This window comes from Chitinophaga parva (genome assembly GCF_003071345.1).
Taxonomy (GTDB): Bacteria; Bacteroidota; Bacteroidia; order Chitinophagales; family Chitinophagaceae; genus Chitinophaga; species Chitinophaga parva.
Genome location: NZ_QCYK01000001.1, coordinates 1,495,710 through 1,515,386, shown reverse-complemented (window position 1 = coordinate 1,515,386; position 19,677 = coordinate 1,495,710). Strand labels below are relative to the sequence as shown.

Below are 19,677 nucleotides of genomic sequence, written 5' to 3'. Positions count from 1 at the left end.
TTATTGGGTGATCTGGTCATCTGCGGGGATGTTGGTTTCTGATCCCGCATAGCCCAGGTTCTGGTTCATGTGCCATTCGATGTTCAGCTTGATATCCGCGTCAGGGATAGGCCACAGTACGTGATAGGGCGACATGGTAAAGTAGTTGCCGGAGTTGGTGATCACACCCTTGTTGTAGAAGTCATTCTTCTCCATGATGCGATCGTAGAAATAGTTATTGGTGGAGAAATTGGCCAGGGAATAAGTCTTGCCATTGGGTGCAGCTTTACCGGTTTGCGCAAAGATGTAAGCAATACGGGTCAATTCTGTCTTGCGGGCTTCTTCCCAATACAGCTCGCGGGCACGTTCGTCCAGTACGGTGCCGATATCCACCTGCGAAGCATCTTTCAGCAACTCCGCCTGGGCGCGGGCGCGTACCTGGTTGATGTCTGCCATAGCCAGGGCCTGCTGGCCTTTCCACACGTATGCCTCTGCACGGATCAGGTAAGTTTCTGCCAGGCGGAATACATACCAGTCCGTGTTAGTACCTCTGGGAGGTGACCACCACTTGTCTGCAGCAGTTTTACCGTTGCCGATAAACACTTTGTAATGCGGCCAGCCAAACCAGCAGCGGATGGTATCACGTGCACCGTTGAGGAAGCGGGAGGTTACGTTGTCTTTCGTAAACTGTTCCAGGTTCTTGCCATACCAGTCCGGATCACCTTTGGTAGCGTCTTTCAGGCCGGGGTTGTTATACACCAGGTCTGTCATATTCATCCAGTTGCCCGGTGCATGACGCAGGTCTGTATTGTCTGTCCAGATGTCATGGGTAGAATACCAGGTACCGCGGTAGCGGCCAATGCCACGGCCATACCAGAGGGTAAGCGGGAACTCCGCGGATACGGCATCCGTGATACCGGTCTTTCTTTTACCGGGTGTAAGGATGGTGTTTGCCAGGGCGTAGAAAGGCGTGCAGTTACGCATCAGTTGGGAGCCATATTGTACTGCGCTGGAAAGGCTTTCCCGGTCCAGTACCAGGTACAGTACTTCCGTATTGTTACCGGCAGCTTTGGAGTCCGGGCGGTGCAGGTCCCAGATCACATTCCTGGTGGCATCGCCGGCGGTGCTGCCAAAGCGCTGGGTCATCAGTTTAAAGGGGCTGCCGTCAATAGCGTGGCTGGCTGCGGCGATGGCATCATCAAACAGACCCAGGGCCAGGTCTACCTTGGCCAGCAGGTGGCTGACAGCGCCACTGGTCACTTCACCTTTTGCCACGGTGTTGGAGGTCATCTTTTCCGCCTGCTCCAGGTCAGCTTTCATTTGCTTCAGGATCACTTCACGCTTTACGGTGTGATAAGCCACGTTCGGCGCGGTTTCTTCTTTCAGGATGCAGGGCACATCACCAAATTCATGCACCAGGCGGTAGTAGCGGTAGGCACGGTGAAAATAAGCAGCACCCAGCACCTGGTTCTTTTGTGCATCGCTGTCCCATTTCACGTTGTTAATACGTGCAATGATGGTATTGGCATACCGGATACCCTTGTACCACTGGATCCAGTACCAGCGTACTTTCGTATAGTCGTTATTGTTAAGCTCTGCGGTGGGCGTGATGCGCACGTTGAGGTCCTGCGCCGGCGTGGTCTTGTCCGTTGTACCTTCCACGGCCACATCGGAAAAGATGGATTCTGTCAGCATCGGGGCAGAGTCGCCAAAGAACTCGTCGCGCAGGTTGGCGTTGAGGGTCTCCAGGGCAGACTGCATACCTGCCGGTGAGTTATACGTCTGGTCTGGCGTAAAGAACGACAGCGGCTTGGGCGCCAGGAATTCCTTTTTACAGCTGGATGTCACCATCACAGCGGATGCTGCGGTACACCAGAAAAGGGAAATATATCTAAAGTTTCTTGTCTTCATATGCTCTTACTTGTTACGGGAATTAAAAGGTTACGTTCAGGCCTGCGGTGATATAACGCGGTGTAGGTCCATCATTCTGCGGATCCCAGAAATTCCAGGTGGGGGCATACACGTAAGCATTGGTCATGTTCACGTACACTTTCACGTTCTGGATCCTGGCGCTTTGCAGCAGGTATTTTGGCAGGTTGTAACCCAGTGAGATAGAGCTGAGGCGCACGAAAGAATTCTTACGGTACACCGTGAAGCTGGTGCCGCTGAAACCGGAATTCAGGCGGGCGTAATCATTGATCGGGTTATTAGGTGTCCAGTAAGGCATTACATAAGAAGTGGAACGGCCAAAACCCACGCTGCCCGGGCTGTTCTTCGCCTGGTTGAAAGCCTTCAACTGGCCCACGTTGGAGGTAAGCAGGAAAGAGAAATCAAAGTTGTTGTAAATATTGAATTCATTGCGCAGTGACCAGGTAAAGCGGGGTGCTTTAGAGCCCAGGAACTGCTTGTCAGCGTCGGTGTACTTGTACTGGTTGGGGCCATCGTTCACCATTTTCTCCAGCTTAAAGTCGCCGGGAGCTGCATTGTACAGCTTTGCAGTAGCCGCTTCGTCGCTCTGCCATACGCCCTTGATCCTGTAATCCCAAACGGCATCAATGTCTTTACCAATGAACCAGCCGTTCTTGGTATCGTTATTTTCCTTCATCACGATATTACCCTTGTCATCCATGGTGGGAGCAAGACCGTAAAGGTGTTTGATCTCGTTGCGGTTCAGCGCAAAGGTCACACCGGTGTTCCACTTAATAGGTCCATCCACGATATTGCGGCTGGACAGGCTGATCTCAAAGCCTTTGTTATCTACCTCGCCAATGTTGGTCATTACGTTATCAAAACCAGACATAGCAGGCAGGTTGCGGCTTACCAGCAGGTCGTTGGTCTTCTTGGAATACGCATCAAACGATGCATCCAGCCTGTTACCAAACAGGCTCAGGTCCAGGCCGATGTTGTAGGATTCTGTCTGTTCCCATTTCAGGTCCTTGTTTGCCATTACGCTCACCCACAGCTGGCTGCCGGCGGTCACAGAACCATCGGGGGCAATCACCGGGTATTTGTCCGTAGCTACCGTGGCTACTGCTGCGTAAGGATTCACGGTACCACCGCTGTTACGGAGGTCGCGGTTACCGTTCACGCCATAAGAAAGACGCAGTTTACCATAGTTCAGCCAGTCCAGGTTCAGTTTCTTCACAAACTGTTCTTCGGTGAATATCCAGCCCAGTGCCAGTGCCGGGAAAGTAGCACGGGGATAACGCTGGCCAAATGCGGAGTAACCATCGCGGCGTACGGAAGCCGTGAGCAGGTAGCGGTCTTTGTAAGAATAGTTCAAACGGCCCATCAGCGCATCGCCGGTATAGTAGCGGTCATCACTGCTTTCAGAGGGGTTGTTACCGGCACCGATGTTGTGCCAGCCCAGCTGGTCGTTGGGGTTGAAACCTTCATTGTACATGTAGGAATACCAGCTCTGGTATTTTTCAGCGTTGGCCAGCAGCGTGATGTCTACATTATGCACTTTGGCAAAGGTGTGGTTCCATTTCAGCAGGTTATCCACCTGCCAGGTGTAACGCTCTTCCATTTCACGGGTAGCGGTACCACCGGGGATGGTTACGTTCGGGTTGGCATCAGAGCCATGGTTGAAGATGCGGTATGCATCAAAGCCCGGTGTAAAGTTTACCTGGTAGGTGATACCAAAGGGCAGGGTCACTTTGCCAAACAGGTTGGTGAAGATCGTGGTCTGGATATTCATACGGTCGTTGTAATGATTATCCAGGAAGGGGTTGCGTGCGTTCAGACCCGCGTCATCCGTGGGAATCCTGCGCAGCGCGCCCGTGGTATCATAAAAATCACCGTAAGGAGAGTTGTTCGTGATCTGGGTCCAATCCGCTTCAATAGCACCTTCGTCGCGGCGGGCAAACTGCACGTTCATGCCCACGGTCAGCCACTTGGTAGCAGCCGATTCCAGGTTCAGGCGTGCACGTACGTTCTTGTATTCACCGCCTTCGATCAGGTTCTGATTATCCGTGAAGTTCAGTGACATGTAGTACACGGTTTCATCTTTACGGCCGGAAAGGCTGATCGTGTGGTCCTGGCGCAGGCCCTTGCGGAACACGGCATTTGCCCAGTCAATGGTTTTGCCGGCTTTGTAATTGGCAATTTCATTGGCTACCAGGCCCAAACGGCTCAGCCATTGTTCCACCGGGTCGCCGGAGGCATTGGTGCGGGCCATCCACTCGTCTACAGAAACGCTGTCCGGCAGGTGGCGTGGGTCGGAGTATTGCCAGTAAGGGTTGTTCGTGTTGGTGCTGCGCATTACATCTGCGCGCCAGTCCAGGAAGCCCTGCGGGCCATACACGCGCTGGTTGCTTTCCAGTTCTGCTATGCCCCAGTTGGTGTTCAGGGAGATAGTGGGCTTACCGCTTTTACCTCTCTTGGTAGTGATAGCTACTACGCCGGTAGCTGCTTTGGCGCCGTACACTGCCAGTGCACTCGCGTCTTTCAGTACGTCGATAGACTGGATGTCATTGGGGTTGATGTCCTGCAGCTGTCCGTAATAGATCACACCATCCAGTACGATCAGAGGGCTGGTGTTGGCCGTGAGCGTGGTTTTGCCACGTACCAGCATGTCACCGGTGCCACCGCCTTTTGCGGAAGTGTTCATAGATACGGAGATGCCGGGAATGTTACCGCGGATCTGGTCCGTAACGCTGGTGGGATGTTCCATTTCCAGCTGTGCTGTTTTTACGCTGCTTACCGCGCCAGTTACATCTTTTTTCTGGCGGGTGCCGTAACCTACGACTACCACATCCGTAAGTTGACGGCTATCTTCCGCCAGTGTAACATCGATCATAGTGCGGCTGCCTACCAGCTGCTCTTGCGGCAGATAACCGATGCTACTGAATACCAGGGTGGCATTTGCGCCCACTTCGATGGCAAAGTGGCCATCCTTGTCGGCCACTACCCCTTTGTTGCTGCCCTTCACTTTAATGGAAGCGCCGGGAATGCCCGAACCCTTATTGTCTTTCACCAAGCCTGCTACCCGCCGGTCCTGCCCGAAGGTCAGTACGCTCACCAGTAAGCAGGTGATGAGTAAAGTAATGTGTTTTGTCATAATCGGGAATTGGTATTTAACTGTTAGCTTTGTATGTTGTGTGTTAAGAAATAGCATGACATAGTTAGCCCGCACACCCCGGAAGGCGCGCAAGAGCGGGTTAGACAGCAACAGCCATGGACAAGGGTTTCCCGGGACCATTCCTTGCAAGGCAATAAAGGTCCTGTACGCCTCCAAGGGCGCATTGTCTAGTAAAATGGTCTGTTCTACTTGTTGTTTTTAGCTAAGGAATTGATAGCAGAAAAAATAGTAACGAACATGCATGCGCTACTATTAGTTGGTAGTTTGCTGAACTATGAAAGCCTTACTGCGTTGGTTTAAATTTTCATATACGTGAGCACAAAATACAAAAACGTGAGTGGAATTTCTGCGGGCGATACTTCAGTACGGGACAATGCCTTTTCTTTGCTAAAACGTCACAGTGCTTACTCCCAGGCAAAAGCTTATACAGTACGACATCCGTTAATGCCAGTTCAGTTTTAGACAGTCTTCTTGCGATTTTTTAGCGAACCCAATTTTGATTGATAGTTTTTTCCACAACCGGAATCAGATCAAAAATATGGCTATTACGCTTTACCGCTAATACTTTCCATGACTTTATTTACGAAATCGTTTTCGGAAAACCGGTAGTTTTTAAGCGTATTTACAGGGCCTTGCCGTTAAATTTCCACCATCACTTCACGGAATAATTTCTTGAGCACGTTTATTTCCTGGGGATAAGCCGGCTTCTTGCGGGTGCCAAAATAAAGGGTGTTCTTCAGGGGTGTACGGCCTTCCCAAATCACTTTCACCTGCCCGGCCTCTACTTCCTTGCGGCACAGGAAATCCGGCACCACGGCCAGTCCTACGCCACTGCACAGGCAACGTACAATGGAGTTCAGGTTCGGTACAATATAGTTAGGCCGGAAATTGGGACGGTTACCAAAATTCAGTTGCCAGAAGCGCATCAGGTGTTCCATATCACCGGTAGTACCATACCACTTCTGCTCCTTCAGCCACTGCTCCGCCAGGTACAGGTCTTTGCGGCGCACCAGCTTGCGGAAAGCCATATCATCCACTTTAGTGCCCCCCACCAGCACAATGGTCTCTGACGAAAAGGGCTCGTGGTCCAGGTTAGGCGAGCTGCTTTTTTGCGGCGTGATGATCAGGTCCAGGATACCTTTGTCCAGGTTCTCTATCATTTCCGGGTATTCGCCGAAAGAAATGATCATATTAAAAGGCAGCTCCGCTACATACTGCTCCAGGGTATACTGGAAAGTTTCAAAACACATGCCCACACTGATAGTAGGCGTATGCTGCTCCGTGCTGCGCTGGAAGCTGGTTTCCGCATCTTCCAGCTTGGACAGGGGATCAATGATGGCATTGTACAATACCTTGCCTTTTTCCGTGGGCACCATCTTGCGGCCCGTGCGGTCAAAGAGTTTATAACCCACATAATTTTCCAGTGAACTTAAATGCAGGCTGATGCCAGGCTGCGATACGAACAACATCTCCGCAGCACCCGTGATCGTGCCGGTCTTGTAAATAGCCTTAAAGCTGCGATACCATTCCAGGTTGACCATAACTGTAACTATTATTATTCTGATACAAAGCTATGAATTATGTTGTTTCTCTGATACCTTCGGCGGGAGTAATTTTGTCATCGTAAAAACAAAAAAAACTATGACAAACATATTTATTATCAACGGGGCCCAGCCTTTCGGACACAGCGGCGGCCGTTTCAATAATACACTCACCGAGGCCGCAGTAGCCTATTTTGAATCGCAACCGGGCTTTGCCATAAAGGTGGGTAATACCGCGCATTATGTTCCGGAAGAAGAGGTGGCTAAATATGTGTGGGCGGATATCGTTATCTACAACTTTCCGGTGTGGTGGTTCCAGGTGCCACACAAATTAAAACAGTACATTGACGAGGTGTTCACCGCCGGCCATAACCGGGGCATCTATCATAGTGATGGCCGCCACCGCAGCAACCCTGCCATCAACTACGGCACCGGCGGGCAACTGCACGGGCGCAAATACATGGTAAATTCAACCTGGAATGCACCGGAAGAAGCCTTCACCCTGCCGGGCGAATTCTTTGGAGAGACCTCCGTGGACAAAGGCGTGCTCTTTGGCTTCCACCGCATGAATGCCTTTACCGGTATGCAACCCCTGGAAGGTATCCACTTCCATGATGTGGAAAAGAACGCGCAGGTGGAACGCGACGTGGCCCGCTACCTGGCACACCTTCAAAAAGTAATCCTGCCGCAACCTGTTGCGCAGGCATCATGATCATATTTAAAACTTACCCTTATGCGCATTTATCTGACCGCTGTTGTAAAAAGCAAACCGGAACACGTTGCCGAAGTAAAAACCATCCTGCAGGACATGGTGGTGCAAAGCCGCAAAGAACCGGCCTGCCTGCAGTACATCCTGCACCAGGGCAGCGAAGATCCCTCCCTGTTTGTCTTTCACGAGATCTGGGAAAACCGTGCAGGGTTGGATGCTCACAATGCACAGCCTTATCTTCAAAACTTTGGCAGCAAAGCCGCCGCTTTATTGCAGGAGCCGGTAGCGCTCTATTTTACAGATCTGATCTAACCTGAAATACGGTATAAAAATAAAAAGGGCCCCTGCATGGGGCCCCTCTGCCATACGGGCACCAGCGGACAACAGCTGTATCAAAAGCGGACACAGGACCGGCGGCCTGTAAGTATAAACTATTGAAGTACAATCTGCTTCAAAACAGGCATTACCTTCGCGGTAAGCGCGGTAATCCAGTCTGCTATGTTTAAACTTACCCTCCGGAACATGTGGCGCAACCTGCTCAGGGACCGCCAGTTCACCCTCCTCAATATCATTGGCCTTTCTACCGGCCTCTGTTGCGCCCTGCTCATTTATCTCTGGGTACATGACGAGAAACGCATTGATAAGTTCCATGCAAACGATGCACGGCTCTACCAGGTAATGGAACGCCGCGTAAAGTCCAACGGGATCTGGACAGCTAAAAGCAATTCCGGCCCCATGGAAGATGCACTGCGCAAGGAAATGCCGGAGATAGACAAAGCGGTGAGCACCATTCCCGCGGATGAAAACATTCTTTCCGTAGACGAAGCAAAACCTGTGAGGGCCAATGGCAAACAAGCCGGCAATGATTTCTTCAACATCTTCTCTTATGAATTGCTGCGGGGCGATGCACCGCATGTGCTGGCAGATAAACAAAGCATTGTGCTCTCCGACGAACTCGCGGCCAAACTCTTTGGCAACCCCGCACAAGCCGTGGGCAAGACCTTGCGGCTGAACCGCAATGAGAACATGCTGGTGACCGGTGTGTTCAAAAATCATAATGAAATTTCATCAGACAAATTTGATTTTGTAATCTCCATAGACCGGTCACGGGATAAGGATGGTTCCCTGGGCGCCTGGGGCAGCACTTACCTCAATGTGTTTGTAACGCTGAAACCCGGTACTGATGTAGCAAAGTTCAATGCCAAGTTTGCCAACTTTGTGAAGCAACATACAGAAGGCAAGGTAACCCACCGCACACCCTTCCTGGCCCATTACTCAGACCTGTATCTTTTTGGCCACTTTACAGATGGCAAACAGGATGGTGGCCGCATTGATTACGTGCGGCTGTTTTCTATTATCGCTATTTTTATATTGCTGATCGCGTGCATTAATTTCATGAACCTGGCCACTGCCAAGGCTGCAGGCCGCGCCAGGGAAGTGGGTATTAAAAAAGCAGTGGGCGCCAGCCGTGGTGTGCTGATCCTGCAATACCTGGGAGAATCTACCCTGATGGCCTTCCTCTCCCTGGCCGTAGCGCTGGTAATGGCGGCGGCACTGCTGCCCCTGTTTAACCAGGTAACCGGCAAAACACTGTCCCTGCTGCAGGTAGGACCTGGCTTTGCACAGGTAACCCTGCTGATCACGGTGCTCACCGGCTTACTGGCCGGCAGCTATCCTGCCCTGTACCTGGCCCGCTACAAACCTGCCATTGTATTGAAAGGAGAGCCCCGCAGTGCCAAGGGAGAAACCTTTGTGCGCAAAGGACTGGTGATCTTCCAGTTCAGTCTTTCTGTGATCCTCATCATTTCCGTGCTGGTGGTATACCAGCAGTTACATTACCTGCAAACCCGCAACCTGGGCTATGACCGTACCCGCGTGATCACTTTCTTCAAAGAAGGCAAGCTCCGGGACCTGGCCACCCAGCAAGCCTTTGAAGCCGCCGCTGCGGACCTGCCGGGTGTGGCACATATCTCCAGCATGTCTCACAATCTTACCGGCCATACCGGCGGCACTTACGGGGTGCAATGGCCTGGCCGCGATCCGAACGACAAAACAGAATTTGAGATCCTGCAGGCTGATTATGACCTGCCGGAAACACTTGGCATGCAGGTAAAAGAAGGCCGCACTTTTTCCCGCGCATTTGCAGGCGATACGGCCAGGCTGGTATTCAACGAAGCGGCCATCCGTTACATGGGCCTCCAGGACCCGGTGGGTAAAACGGTAAAGCTCTGGGACCAGGAGGTGCAGATCATTGGGGTACTGAAGGATTTCAATTTTGAATCCATGCATGAGAAGATCAATCCGTTGTTTATGATGCTCTCACCAGGCAGTACCTACCGCTTCCTGGTGCAGCTGGAGCCAGGTCACGAACAACAGGCCATTGAAGGCATACAGCAATTGTATACGAAGTTCAACCCGGGTTTTCCGTTTGAATTTAAATACATGGATGACAACTTCCAGGTGCTGTACAAATCAGAACAACAGGTGTCTACCCTCTCCCGCTATTTCGCAGGCCTGGCTATCCTCATCTCCTGCCTGGGATTGTTTGGGCTGGCGGCTTTCACGGCACAGAAACGTAATAAGGAAATTGGCATCCGCAAAGTACTGGGGGCAACCGTAAGTGGTGTAGTGATGTTGTTGTCCAAAGATTTCCTGCGCCTGGTGCTGATCTCCGTGCTGATCGCTTCACCGCTGGCCTGGTGGATGATGAACAAATGGCTGAATGGGTTTGCTTTCCGCATTGACGTAAGCCCCGCCGTGTTCCTGCTGGCAGCCGGTGGCATTATCGTGATCACGCTTATCACTGTAAGTTTCCAGAGCATCCGCGCAGCCATGATCAATCCCGTGAAGAGCCTGAAAGCAGACTAAATAATTGCGCCCCTGTTCCGGTATAGCAGCTGCAGGTACAGCCTCGCCTCTTTGTGACCGGCGCGCATAGCCTTTTCAAAGTAATAACGCGCCCAGCGTTTTGAGGGCGTTACGCCGGCGCCATCACGGTAGCAGAGGCCCAGGTTGCACAGGGCTTTTTCATTACCCTGGGCGGCGGCGCGGCGGTACCATTCCACGGCGGCGATCCTGTCCTGGGGAATGCCTTCGCCGTAAAAACAGGCGTAGCCCATATTTAGCTGTGCATCAGACACTCCTTGGGTGGCGGCACGGCAAAACCAGCGTACAGCGGCTTTCATGTTCACCCGCACGGGACCATCTCCATCGCGGTAGTACATGGCCACATTGTATTGTGCATCGCGATGCCCGGCCCTCGCGGCTTTGAAGAACCAGCGGTAGGCCTGTGCAGCGTCCTGCGATACATAATACCCGTTATCATAACAAGTGCCCAGGTAAAACTGTGCCCGCACGTGTCCCGCATTGGCAGCAGCTTTCCAGAGCGGGACTACCCGGTCCCAGCGGGGGCGTTTGGTCGTGGTGTCAAAGGCAATCTGGTAGCCTTCTTCAAAACGCTGCTCCTGTTCCTGCTTACTCAGTTGTTGCATTGGCGATAAGGTATATGTGGGATACCCGGCAAAGCAGAGCCCACTAGGGGTTTGCGCTGCCGGATTTTTGTCAAAGAAATAAAATTTCCGGCAACTTTTGAAGATTATCCTTTAGGTGTGACCGTGCCCAGCTTTTGCGCCACTGTGGCTGCTATCCGGAATGTACGACCTGTACTGCATTGCAATTATTCAGCCCGGCAAAGTGCCTTGTGTTAAATTTTTATAGTGTTAAACCAGCGCTTGCGAGATAAGCAGTATTTCATGGAGGTTCCTTAGCTTTAAGTAAAACTATTCCGCCATGCCCCCCACCCCAGCTCAACTGAAAAAAGCCGAAACTTTCAAAGCATTGCACGAAGCCCCCGGCACCTTCATCATACCTAACGCCTGGGATGCCGGCTCTGCCAGGATCCTTACCAGCCTTGGGTTTGCCGCCATTGCCGGCAGCAGTGCCGGTTTTGCTTTTTCGCAGGGTAAGCCGGATGGGACAGGCCTGCTGCTGCTCGAAGACGTGCTGCAAAATGCCCGGGACATGGTGCAAGCCACGCATCTTCCCGTGGCTGCCGACCTGGAAAACGGTTATGGCGATACACCGGATGCCTGTGCCCGGACCATCCAGCAGGCGGCAGCGGCCGGCCTGGTGGGTGGTTCCATTGAAGATGCCACCGGTCATGCCGGGCAACCCCTTTATGATTTTGACACAGCAGTGGCGCGCATGCAGGCTGCCGTGAAAGCCGCCCACAGTCTGGGTTTCCCGTTCGTATTGGCAGGGCGTGCAGAGAACTACCTGCATGACCGGCCCGACCTGGATGATACCATCCGCCGCCTGGTAGCGTATGCGGAAGCAGGTGCGGATGTGTTGTTTGCCCAGGGATTAAAAACGGCAGCAGAGATCAGCGCCGTGGTGAAAGCGGTGGCGCCAAAGCCCGTGAATGTGCTGGTGAATGCACTTACCCCACCACTACCCGAGTTGAGCGCCCTGGGCGTAAAACGCATTAGCCTGGGAAGCACACTGGCGCGTGTGGCCTACACCGGGTTACTGGATGCAGGCAAAGAAATACTGGACCGGGGCTCTTTCAATTTTATCAACAACGCCATCACGTATGCAAACCTGAATGAAATGATGCGGTCTTAAAAAATAAAGGCCTCCGCCATAATAGCGAAAGCCTTTTTATAGTAGTGCAAATATTAGTAACGGTAATAGTACCCGCCCCCGTGATGGTAGTGATGCGGATGATGGTAATAACCGCCTCTTTCTTCTACCATGCAACTGCTGAAGCCTGCAGCAAAAACTGCAGCGAGCAATAAAAGTTTAATCGTTTTCATGATTGCTGATTTGATTGTGATAAAAATGGTGCAACGGGAACCCTCTGCAGCCGGGCATTGTTGCCTGTTCACTACCTGTAATGATAAAAGTATGCCAAACCCCGCAGCGAATGTTATGTAGTGTTAATGCAAGTGTTAAAGTATCTTAAAAGCCCGCCGGGCGCAATGTTGCCGCACCTCCAGCCGTTTGTGTAAGCCCTGGCGCACCTTTCATGCAGCACTTCGTTTTAAACAATTCGACATTTTTTGAAAAACTGTCGAAAACAATTTATCTTTGTACCCATGACAAGCCAATCCTCCACCAAAGACCCCTCCATACAGCAGCAGATCATCCTGGCCGCCCAGCAGCTTTTCCGGCTGTATGGGCTGCAAAAAGTGACCATGGATGACGTGGCCAGGGAGATCGGGAAAGGGCGCAGCTCTCTCTACTATTACTACAAAAGCAAGGAAGAATTGCTGGATGCCGCCATCGACATTGAGATGCGGGAGATCCTGGCGGACCTTTCCGCCGCAGCAGACAAGGCTCCCGGCTTTGAAGAAAAGCTCAGTGCCTACTGCATGGCACGCCTGAAACGCTCCGAAAAAAGAAAGGCATTTTACAGCACCCTGGATGAACATATCCAAAATGCGGGCGAAATGACGGAGTACATGAAAATGCGGGAAACCATCCACCTGCGCTTCCGCCAGCTGGAAATACCGCTGATCAAAAGCATCCTGCAACATGGGGTAAAAGAAGGCAAGCTGCGCAAACTCTCCACCAAAGAGCAGGACACCCTGGCCTTTTTACTCCTCAGTGCTTTGCAGGGCTTTAAGAAAGAGATCAACCTGAAGAACAGCTACCAGGGCATTGGCCCGGCCATTGAAATGCTTACCGCCATGGTGCTGCAAGGCTTCCGCCCTTAAAAAAATTTACCCGTTTTTCGACACTTTATTTAAATGTGTCGAATTATCTGACCTGATACGCAACGAATGAACAATACTTTCCGTGCTTTCCGCAACCGTAACTATGCTTTGTTTTTCTGCGGGCAATCCATTTCCCAGATAGGCACCTGGATGCAACGTACCGCCATCAGCTGGGTGATCTACTCGCTCACAGATTCCAAGGCCATGCTGGGCCTGTCTGTGTTTGCCCAGCAGTTCCCTTCTTTTCTCTTATCCCTCTTTGGTGGCGTGGTGGCAGACCGCCACAGCCGTTACCGCATTGTGCTGATCACGCAAACGGCTTCCATGATCCAGGCACTGACCCTGGCCACACTGGTGCTTACCAATCATTACAACGCATGGAGCATCCTGGCGCTTGGCGTGATGCTGGGCATTATCAACGCCTTTGATGTACCGGCCCGCCAGCCCATGATCCTGGAAATGATCACCAATAAAGAGGACATTCCCAATGCCGTGGCCCTCAACTCCACCATGGTAAACATTGCACGTATACTGGGCCCCGGCCTTTCCGGGCTGGTGCTGCACAACCTGGGTGCGGGTATCTGTTTTTCGCTGAATGCGCTCAGCTTTGTAGCGGTGATCGGCTCCCTCCTGCTCATGAAAATGCCAGCCTTTACACCGCCCCCCGTGCGGAAGCAGATCTTCACCGAACTACGGGAAGGTTTTAAATACATCCGCGAAGTGCGCATCATCCGCATGGTGTTATTGCTGCTGCTTTGCCTCAGTTTCCTGGTGATCCCTTATGATACATTGGAAGCCGTATTTGCACGGGATATTTTTAAAGGTAATGCAGAGACCCTGGGCGCCATTGGCAGCTTTGCAGGCATTGGCTCCATCCTGGGCAGCTTGTTCCTGGCTTCTGCCAAGAAGATAGACCTGAGGGTTGTGTTGCTCTCCGCCATCGCGGTGCTGGGTGTAGGGTTGATGGTATTTTCCCGGATGACAAACCTGCACGTGGCACTGGGCGTAGCGTTGCTGATGGGCTTTGGCACCCTGATGCCCATGACGGTGAGCATCACCATTGTGCAGATGGAAGCGGCCCAGCATATGCGCAGCCGCGTGATGAGCTATATGGCCCTGTGCCTCTTTGGAATGCTGCCGCTGGGTAGCCTGATGGTAGGTGCTATTTCAGAGCATGTGGGCGCCAGGGCCACGATGTTTGGGCAAGGGGTGATGGCGTTGGTGATTGCGGGTGTGTTCTGGGGATTGATGGTGGGAAGGAAGAAGGCATAGAAATGAAAAAGCGGAGAGCCTTAACTGGTAAGACTTTCCGCTTAGTGACCCCGCACAGGCTCGAACTGTGGACCCGCTGATTAAGAGTCAGCTGCTCTACCAACTGAGCTACGGAGTCGTTTGATTTGGGAATGCAAATGTAAGGCCTCCCGTGGAATAACAGAAATTTAATTTTAAAAATCGCGCAAAAAAGTATTCACATTAGGATTATTCTAAATGAAAAATCCTTCCTGCAATGGTTGCGGGAAGGAGCTTGGTACAATTACAGCCGGCACGCTGTTGCAGGGCGGATCCCTTATGCAGTAGGCATTATGGTTCGTCCACTGTAAAGAAGGTATCTGTGCCTTCCAGCCTTTCCAGTTCCGTGCCTACGGGCATGTCCAGGTAAGGAATGATAGCGCGGTCATAGTTGGCCAGTGTATTGAGATCATGTACGTCAAAGTTCTCAGGGTGCTCCATGTACGAATCTGTTTCAGTGCCGGAAAAAAAGCGCCAGCCACTGTCCGTTTCGTTGTGTGGATCTTCGCGGAACATATAGCGCACCGGTTCTCCGTCCACCGTGATCAAATCTGTTGCTATACATCCGCCACCGGGGGGAATCAGGTCTTCCAGTTCGTCCTCGGAGAGTTTAAAAATTTTCGACATCGTTCCTTATCTGTTTTAGTGCGCCTGCATGGCTAGCGGTCCGGGCGGCCCGTTCAACAAAGTAACGATTTTTGTCGTTACGCTTTCTATGCCTAAACAAAATAAATGCCGCAGGGACCGCACCCTGCCTGCAATGGCGGGCCAGCCGGCGGGATCAGGCCTGCTCATCGGCGTTGTAGAAGTAACTCAGTGCGCCGCTGGGGCAGCGCTCCACCTGGGCTACAATCTGCTCCGTGGTGGCGCCTTCCGGCCTTATCCAGGGCTTCTCCCGGGGATCAAAGACTTCCGGCAGCCCATGGAAGCACTTAGCGGAATGGATGCATACATCCGGCTGCCATACAATGGTAACCTCCCCGTTCGTATAATGTTTGATGATGTTCATGGCCTGTGTTTTAGTGGGTGTAACGGCTATCTACCTGCGCCTGGTATTCGGGATGGCGCTTGATGAACGCGGCCACATATGGACAATATACCATCACCGGCAGCTTGTGCTCCGCGGCATAGGCAAATGCGTACTTGGCCAGCGCAGACGCCACGCCCTGGCCTTCCAGCGCGGGTGGCACTTCGGTGTGCATCAGTGCAATATCCCCTTTATACATCCGGTAGTCCAGGTGTGCCACCTCACCGTTTTCGGCAACTTCAAAGCGCATGTTCTTTTCATTATTGGTAACCTGGTGCGGAATTTCCTTCATGATAAAAGCAGTATACTTGGTCAATAATCGGCCGGGCGCATGGAGGCCCCCGGCCCTTACAAGGTACAAAATAAACACAGCTCCCGGCACCCGCGCCAGGCACAAATAAAACCTACCCGGTAAAGGCCGGATTGTACAACCCGGAAAGGCGTTGCGACATGAAACAGGGCAGGGCCTGTAAATTTTTACAAGCACAAAAAATAGTCTATCTTTCTTACGGAGATATGCTTAACCGTCTCCTTTTATATGTCTAAATACGGACCAATTGTAATTGTAGAGGATGATCCTGATGACCAGTTAATTTACAAGGAGATCGTGGAATCACTGCACCCCAAAAACGAGGTGACAATTTTTGACAATGGCGAGGACGTGCTGCACTACCTGCAAAGCACCCGGGAACAACCTTTTATCATCCTTTCCGACATTAACCTGCCCCGCATGAACGGGCTGGAACTGAGACGGCAGATAGATGCCAATGAAGTCCTTCGCAAAAAAAGCATTCCATTTGTATTTCTTTCCACCACCGATGCGGGCCATATCGTGGAAGAAGCCTTCAACCTTACCATCCAGGGATTTTTCGTAAAAGCCCATTCCTATGCCGAAATAGCCCAGCAGCTCAAGTGTATTTTTGAATACTGGAAAGCCTGCCGGCACCCGAACAGCAGCAAGTAAAATTGCAACTGCTTCCCATTTATGAACAACCATGAAGATCACCCGCAGGCGCAACCTGCACAGGATGCCGGCTGTGATACGCTTTGACAGCAAGGCAGGGATGCGGCCATCTTACTTATTGATGGCAATGATGCGGTACTGCCCATCCAGTTCATTCCACCACAACTGCCCGTTGCCCAGCATGGCGCCCTGGTAGTTGCGGAAAATACTGTTCAGCGGCTGCTGTATCACCACGGCTTTCATCGTGCTGTCAAACACTTCATTGTATTTCGCTTTCAGCTCCGCGGCGGTCTTGTAATGCGCCAGCGGGAACTTTACGTGCGCAATCACACTGTCCACCTGGTCATGCGCTACCCAGTCTTTGAACAGGGCAATGAATTTTTTGAAAGCAACGGGGTCACTGAAGCCGGCAATATCCCAGGTAGAGGGGCGGCTCCCGTCTGCAAATACCGTATCGGGACTGCTGATCTGCCGCAGGCTGGAATCCGGTATGGTAAAGGATCTCAAAGCACCCGCACTGGTCTCCACCTGCGTGGAGTCCGCGCCTTGTTTGGCCACAGGCGAATGGCAGGCGGTACCTAACAGGCAGGCCATAAGCCCCAGGGAAAGCAGACGGTTCATGGAACGTGGTTTTAGCATGTGCCGGCAAATTATAAATTTCCCTGCACAAGCAACGCACCATTTTACCAACGCCCTTCCCGGCCTCTGCCCGGCCTCTTCCCCCACCGGTACGCTATTGAACACTATTAGCCGCAGGCTATTTCCTGCCCGCCCCTGCCCGGTATACCATTGGCCGCAGGCCATCCCCGGCCCTTCCCGGTCCCAGCAAACCGCCCTCCGTACGCAGTAAGCCGCCATCCGGAAGTTTTTCAGCCGGGGCCAGCGGTTTTTTCCGATTTTTATGCCGGATGAAACGCATTCTCCTTCATATATTATTCTGGACCGTATACCTCCTGCAGGATTCCATCATGCAGTTTACCTGGACGGTGGCGCCCCTGCCCCGGATATCAGATGCGGAGCGCATGCGCCTGGCTATCATAGCTGCCACAGTAGTGGCTATTCCCAAGGCTATCTTCTCCTACTTCGTGATCTATTTTATCTTCCCACAGGCATTAAAGTACCCCGGCCGGCGCTGGCAGCTGGCCGCGTTAACCACGGTGGTGCTGGCAGTGCTCATCCTCATTCACCGGTATATCAACTATTACCTTGTGGGCCCTGTGATCTACGGCGGCGCCATTCGCTCCATCCCGGTGCTGAACCTGGCCTACCTGCTGCTCACCGTCATGGATTTCGGCTTCGTGTCCGGCTTTGCATTTACCTTTAAACTGCTGCGCATGCAACTCACCGGTAAAGAACGGGAAAAGGCCCTGGTGCAGGACAAGCTGCAAACGGAGCTGAAGTTTCTCCGCAACCAGACCAACCCGCATTTTCTCTTCAATACGCTCAACAATATTTATGCGCTGGCCCGCAAGCGTTCGGAAAAAACGCCGGAGATGATCCTGAAACTCTCCAAGCTGCTGCGTTTTATGTTGTATGAATCGGGCAAGGGGTCCATTTGTATTGCAGAAGAGATCCGCATCATTGAAGATTACCTGGAGCTGCAGAAACTGCGTTTCAATGAGCGCCTGCGCATCCACTTCCACAAGCAGGCAGATGAGGAAGGTACCCGCCTGGCGCCCTTGCTACTGCTACCTTTCGTGGAAAATGCATTTAAGCACGGCGTGAGCGAGACCCGCTTTAATTCGTTTGTGAACATAGACCTCCGCCTGGAAAATAATGTCCTGTACTTTGTGATCTCCAATAATACGGATGAAGGCCAGATGCAGCCGGAACAGATTGGCCTGGGCAATGTGCGCCGCCAGCTGGAGCTTATGTACCAGGATTACCAACTGCAGGTAACCAATGCCGCGCAGGTATTTACCGTAAACCTTACTATCAATTTGCTCAGCCATGCAAAAATATAATTGCATTATCGTGGAAGACGAGCCACTGGCCGCAGAAGTGCTCAGTGATTACGTAAAGCAGATCCCCTTCCTGGAGCTGAAAGGCATCTGCACGGATGCGATTTACGCTATGGAAAAATTACAGCAGGAGCCGGTGGACCTGATCTTCCTGGACATCCACCTTCCCAAGCTCAAGGGCCTGGATTTTCTCCGTTCCTTACCACATCCGCCCCAGGTGATCATCACCACCGCCTACCAGGAATATGCACTGCAGGGCTATGAATTCAATGTGCTGGACTACCTGCTGAAGCCCATAGAATTCAGCCGCTTCCTCATGGCGGTAAATAAGCTAAAGCAGGCTACCACCGCCACTTCCGTAAGCATGGCGCCCCTGCCACAGCGCATGCATTTGTTCTTCAACGTGAATAAAAAGAAGATCAAAATTTACCTGGATGAGATCCTTTACATAGAAAGCCTCAAAGAATACATCCGCATTATCACCAAAGACAAAAGCATCCTCACCAAGTTCCAGCTGGGCCAAATAGAGGAGCTGCTGGCCCGCAATAATTTCCTGCGCATCCATCGCAGCTTTATCGTGGCGCAGGACAAGATAGAGGCTATCTCCGCTACAGACGTGGAGATCAACGGGCAAAGCCTGCCCATTGGCCGCAGCTATAAGGAGCTGGTGATGAACATCCTGATGCGGTAACCTACCAACAGCGTTTTGCCATGGCCCAATGTCGTTCCGGCGCCCCTCCCTGCTGTCTGTAGCCCCAGGCCTGCATTCCGTGGAATAATGAACCGGCGCGCGTGTACACGTGTTACCTTGCCGGTATCATTTTATCAACCCTCTTTCCGTATGTCTAAAACCACGATGCGCTGGCTTACCAGCCGCCGTGCGTGGCCGGTTTTCCCGGAAGCCTGGCTGCTTTGCGGCTCTTTGGATCTGTTATCCGCTGTTGTTATTAATTGCCTGTTATTGAAAAAAGTCACGGTGCTACAGCTGCTGCAATATATCAGCAGCGGGGCTTATGGCAGCGCCGCCTTCCAGGGCGGCTGGTACACGGGCATCGCCGGGTTGGTGTTCCATTACCTTATTGCAGGTTTTTTTACGGGCGCTTACTGCCTGTACGCGATGTACTACCCGGCCCGTGGTAAAACCCTGGTGCTGCACGGGGTAGGATATGGCTTACTGGTATGGAGTGTAATGAACCTGGCAGTGCTGCCGCTGAGCAGGCTGCACACCTGGCCACAATGGCCGGGGGCCATCACCGGCATCCTGGTGCTCATATTCCTGTTTGCCCTGCCCATGGCGGCTTACACCTGGCGCAAGTTGCCGCTGGCCAGCCGGCAGCACAACGGGATTTGATACACACGCCTGTAATAGCAAACAAAAGGGGCGCTTCTCCGGGAGCGTCTCCTTT

Annotated in this window: 19 protein-coding genes and 1 tRNA gene; 10 read left to right on the top strand and 10 right to left on the bottom strand. The window is 52.2% G+C overall.

Annotated elements, in window-relative coordinates; translation table 11 throughout:
• The 3 genes from DCC81_RS06460 to DCC81_RS06450 all read right to left on the bottom strand — a co-directional run bounded on the left by DCC81_RS06460 (position 1) and on the right by DCC81_RS06450 (position 6,603).
• Entirely contained in the window at positions 1–1,890 is a 1,890-nt protein-coding gene (locus DCC81_RS06460) for a RagB/SusD family nutrient uptake outer membrane protein (protein WP_108685743.1), read from the bottom strand.
• Between the two features lie 22 nt (positions 1,891–1,912).
• Positions 1,913–5,041: a SusC/RagA family TonB-linked outer membrane protein gene (locus DCC81_RS06455; protein WP_108685742.1), complete on the bottom strand. Its 3,129-nt coding sequence runs from the start codon at positions 5,039–5,041 to the stop codon at positions 1,913–1,915.
• A gap of 659 nt (positions 5,042–5,700) precedes the next feature.
• On the bottom strand, positions 5,701–6,603 hold the full coding sequence (locus DCC81_RS06450) for a LysR family transcriptional regulator (RefSeq protein ID WP_108685741.1): 903 nt from the start codon (positions 6,601–6,603) through the stop codon (positions 5,701–5,703).
• Between the two features lie 100 nt (positions 6,604–6,703).
• On the opposite strand from DCC81_RS06450, the gene DCC81_RS06445 reads away from it, so the two are divergent.
• From DCC81_RS06445 to DCC81_RS06435, 3 genes are all read left to right on the top strand, one after another.
• Positions 6,704–7,315 (top strand): NAD(P)H-dependent oxidoreductase, encoded by a 612-nt coding sequence (locus tag DCC81_RS06445; protein ID WP_108685740.1) that lies wholly within the window; start codon positions 6,704–6,706, stop codon positions 7,313–7,315.
• Between the two features lie 21 nt (positions 7,316–7,336).
• On the top strand, positions 7,337–7,624 hold the full coding sequence (locus tag DCC81_RS06440; protein ID WP_108685739.1) for a putative quinol monooxygenase: 288 nt from the start codon (positions 7,337–7,339) through the stop codon (positions 7,622–7,624).
• Positions 7,625–7,810: 186 nt separating this feature from the next.
• A complete protein-coding gene (locus DCC81_RS06435) occupies positions 7,811–10,180 on the top strand; it encodes an ABC transporter permease (protein ID WP_108685738.1) in 2,370 nt (789 codons plus the stop codon).
• Here DCC81_RS06435 and DCC81_RS06430 read toward each other — a convergent pair.
• On the bottom strand, positions 10,177–10,803 hold the full coding sequence (locus tag DCC81_RS06430; RefSeq protein WP_108685737.1) for a tetratricopeptide repeat protein: 627 nt from the start codon (positions 10,801–10,803) through the stop codon (positions 10,177–10,179). The two genes, DCC81_RS06435 and DCC81_RS06430, sit on opposite strands and share 4 nt — an antisense overlap.
• Positions 10,804–11,101: 298 nt before the next feature.
• Between DCC81_RS06430 and DCC81_RS06425 the strand changes: the two genes are divergently transcribed.
• Positions 11,102–11,935: an isocitrate lyase/PEP mutase family protein gene (locus DCC81_RS06425; protein ID WP_108685736.1), complete on the top strand. Its 834-nt coding sequence runs from the start codon at positions 11,102–11,104 to the stop codon at positions 11,933–11,935.
• 53 nt (positions 11,936–11,988) lie between these two features.
• Here DCC81_RS06425 and DCC81_RS06420 read toward each other — a convergent pair whose 3' ends face one another.
• A complete protein-coding gene (locus DCC81_RS06420; protein ID WP_165806375.1) occupies positions 11,989–12,126 on the bottom strand; it encodes a hypothetical protein in 138 nt (45 codons plus the stop codon).
• A 282-nt stretch (positions 12,127–12,408) separates the two neighbouring features.
• Between DCC81_RS06420 and DCC81_RS06415 the strand changes: the two genes are divergently transcribed.
• Positions 12,409–13,029, top strand: coding sequence for a TetR/AcrR family transcriptional regulator (locus DCC81_RS06415; RefSeq protein ID WP_108685734.1), 621 nt, complete (start codon positions 12,409–12,411; stop codon positions 13,027–13,029).
• A 66-nt stretch (positions 13,030–13,095) separates the two neighbouring features.
• Complete coding sequence (locus DCC81_RS06410) at positions 13,096–14,301, top strand: MFS transporter (RefSeq protein WP_108685733.1); 1,206 nt, start codon at positions 13,096–13,098, stop codon at positions 14,299–14,301.
• Between the two features lie 45 nt (positions 14,302–14,346).
• On the opposite strand, the gene DCC81_RS06405 is transcribed toward DCC81_RS06410, so the two are convergent.
• The 4 genes from DCC81_RS06405 to DCC81_RS06390 form a co-directional block, all read right to left on the bottom strand.
• A tRNA-Lys gene (locus tag DCC81_RS06405) sits at positions 14,347–14,419 on the bottom strand.
• Positions 14,420–14,610: 191 nt separating this feature from the next.
• Complete coding sequence (locus tag DCC81_RS06400) at positions 14,611–14,946, bottom strand: DUF2185 domain-containing protein (RefSeq protein ID WP_108685732.1); 336 nt, start codon at positions 14,944–14,946, stop codon at positions 14,611–14,613.
• Between the two features lie 154 nt (positions 14,947–15,100).
• On the bottom strand, positions 15,101–15,328 hold the full coding sequence (locus tag DCC81_RS06395) for a (4Fe-4S)-binding protein (RefSeq protein ID WP_108685731.1): 228 nt from the start codon (positions 15,326–15,328) through the stop codon (positions 15,101–15,103).
• Between the two features lie 10 nt (positions 15,329–15,338).
• Entirely contained in the window at positions 15,339–15,638 is a 300-nt protein-coding gene (locus DCC81_RS06390; RefSeq protein ID WP_108686490.1) for a GNAT family N-acetyltransferase, read from the bottom strand.
• A gap of 246 nt (positions 15,639–15,884) precedes the next feature.
• Between DCC81_RS06390 and DCC81_RS06385 the strand changes: the two genes are divergently transcribed.
• Positions 15,885–16,310, top strand: a complete 426-nt coding sequence (locus DCC81_RS06385; protein WP_108685730.1) for a response regulator — start codon at positions 15,885–15,887, stop codon at positions 16,308–16,310.
• A 111-nt stretch (positions 16,311–16,421) separates the two neighbouring features.
• Here DCC81_RS06385 and DCC81_RS06380 read toward each other — a convergent pair whose 3' ends face one another.
• Positions 16,422–16,931 (bottom strand): hypothetical protein, encoded by a 510-nt coding sequence (locus DCC81_RS06380; protein ID WP_108685729.1) that lies wholly within the window; start codon positions 16,929–16,931, stop codon positions 16,422–16,424.
• Positions 16,932–17,218: 287 nt separating this feature from the next.
• Between DCC81_RS06380 and DCC81_RS06375 the strand changes: the two genes are divergently transcribed.
• The 3 genes from DCC81_RS06375 to DCC81_RS06365 all read left to right on the top strand — a co-directional run bounded on the left by DCC81_RS06375 (position 17,219) and on the right by DCC81_RS06365 (position 19,622).
• Positions 17,219–18,274 carry a sensor histidine kinase gene (locus tag DCC81_RS06375; RefSeq protein ID WP_108685728.1) on the top strand — a complete coding sequence of 352 codons (1,056 nt, stop codon included), beginning with the start codon at positions 17,219–17,221 and terminating at the stop codon, positions 18,272–18,274.
• A complete protein-coding gene (locus DCC81_RS06370) occupies positions 18,261–18,962 on the top strand; it encodes a LytR/AlgR family response regulator transcription factor (protein ID WP_108685727.1) in 702 nt (233 codons plus the stop codon). Before DCC81_RS06375 ends, DCC81_RS06370 begins: the two co-directional genes overlap by 14 nt.
• A 150-nt stretch (positions 18,963–19,112) precedes the next feature.
• Positions 19,113–19,622 carry a hypothetical protein gene (locus DCC81_RS06365; RefSeq protein WP_108685726.1) on the top strand — a complete coding sequence of 170 codons (510 nt, stop codon included), beginning with the start codon at positions 19,113–19,115 and terminating at the stop codon, positions 19,620–19,622.
• Positions 19,623–19,677: the final 55 nt, after the last annotated feature.

Bases quoted from the DNA above. Each gene is read 5' to 3' on its own strand.
- DCC81_RS06460 (WP_108685743.1), bottom strand. From the start codon at position 1,890: ATGAAGACAAGAAACTTTAGATATATTTCCCTTTTCTGGTGTACCGCA.
- DCC81_RS06455 (WP_108685742.1), bottom strand. From the start codon at position 5,041: ATGACAAAACACATTACTTTACTCATCACCTGCTTACTGGTGAGCGTA.
- DCC81_RS06450 (WP_108685741.1), bottom strand. From the start codon at position 6,603: ATGGTCAACCTGGAATGGTATCGCAGCTTTAAGGCTATTTACAAGACC.
- DCC81_RS06445 (WP_108685740.1), top strand. From the start codon at position 6,704: ATGACAAACATATTTATTATCAACGGGGCCCAGCCTTTCGGACACAGC.
- DCC81_RS06440 (WP_108685739.1), top strand. From the start codon at position 7,337: ATGCGCATTTATCTGACCGCTGTTGTAAAAAGCAAACCGGAACACGTT.
- DCC81_RS06435 (WP_108685738.1), top strand. From the start codon at position 7,811: ATGTTTAAACTTACCCTCCGGAACATGTGGCGCAACCTGCTCAGGGAC.
- DCC81_RS06430 (WP_108685737.1), bottom strand. From the start codon at position 10,803: ATGCAACAACTGAGTAAGCAGGAACAGGAGCAGCGTTTTGAAGAAGGC.
- DCC81_RS06425 (WP_108685736.1), top strand. From the start codon at position 11,102: ATGCCCCCCACCCCAGCTCAACTGAAAAAAGCCGAAACTTTCAAAGCA.
- DCC81_RS06420 (WP_165806375.1), bottom strand. From the start codon at position 12,126: ATGAAAACGATTAAACTTTTATTGCTCGCTGCAGTTTTTGCTGCAGGC.
- DCC81_RS06415 (WP_108685734.1), top strand. From the start codon at position 12,409: ATGACAAGCCAATCCTCCACCAAAGACCCCTCCATACAGCAGCAGATC.
- DCC81_RS06410 (WP_108685733.1), top strand. From the start codon at position 13,096: ATGAACAATACTTTCCGTGCTTTCCGCAACCGTAACTATGCTTTGTTT.
- DCC81_RS06400 (WP_108685732.1), bottom strand. From the start codon at position 14,946: ATGTCGAAAATTTTTAAACTCTCCGAGGACGAACTGGAAGACCTGATT.
- DCC81_RS06395 (WP_108685731.1), bottom strand. From the start codon at position 15,328: ATGAACATCATCAAACATTATACGAACGGGGAGGTTACCATTGTATGG.
- DCC81_RS06390 (WP_108686490.1), bottom strand. From the start codon at position 15,638: ATGAAGGAAATTCCGCACCAGGTTACCAATAATGAAAAGAACATGCGC.
- DCC81_RS06385 (WP_108685730.1), top strand. From the start codon at position 15,885: ATGTCTAAATACGGACCAATTGTAATTGTAGAGGATGATCCTGATGAC.
- DCC81_RS06380 (WP_108685729.1), bottom strand. From the start codon at position 16,931: ATGAACCGTCTGCTTTCCCTGGGGCTTATGGCCTGCCTGTTAGGTACC.
- DCC81_RS06375 (WP_108685728.1), top strand. From the start codon at position 17,219: ATGAAACGCATTCTCCTTCATATATTATTCTGGACCGTATACCTCCTG.
- DCC81_RS06370 (WP_108685727.1), top strand. From the start codon at position 18,261: ATGCAAAAATATAATTGCATTATCGTGGAAGACGAGCCACTGGCCGCA.
- DCC81_RS06365 (WP_108685726.1), top strand. From the start codon at position 19,113: ATGTCTAAAACCACGATGCGCTGGCTTACCAGCCGCCGTGCGTGGCCG.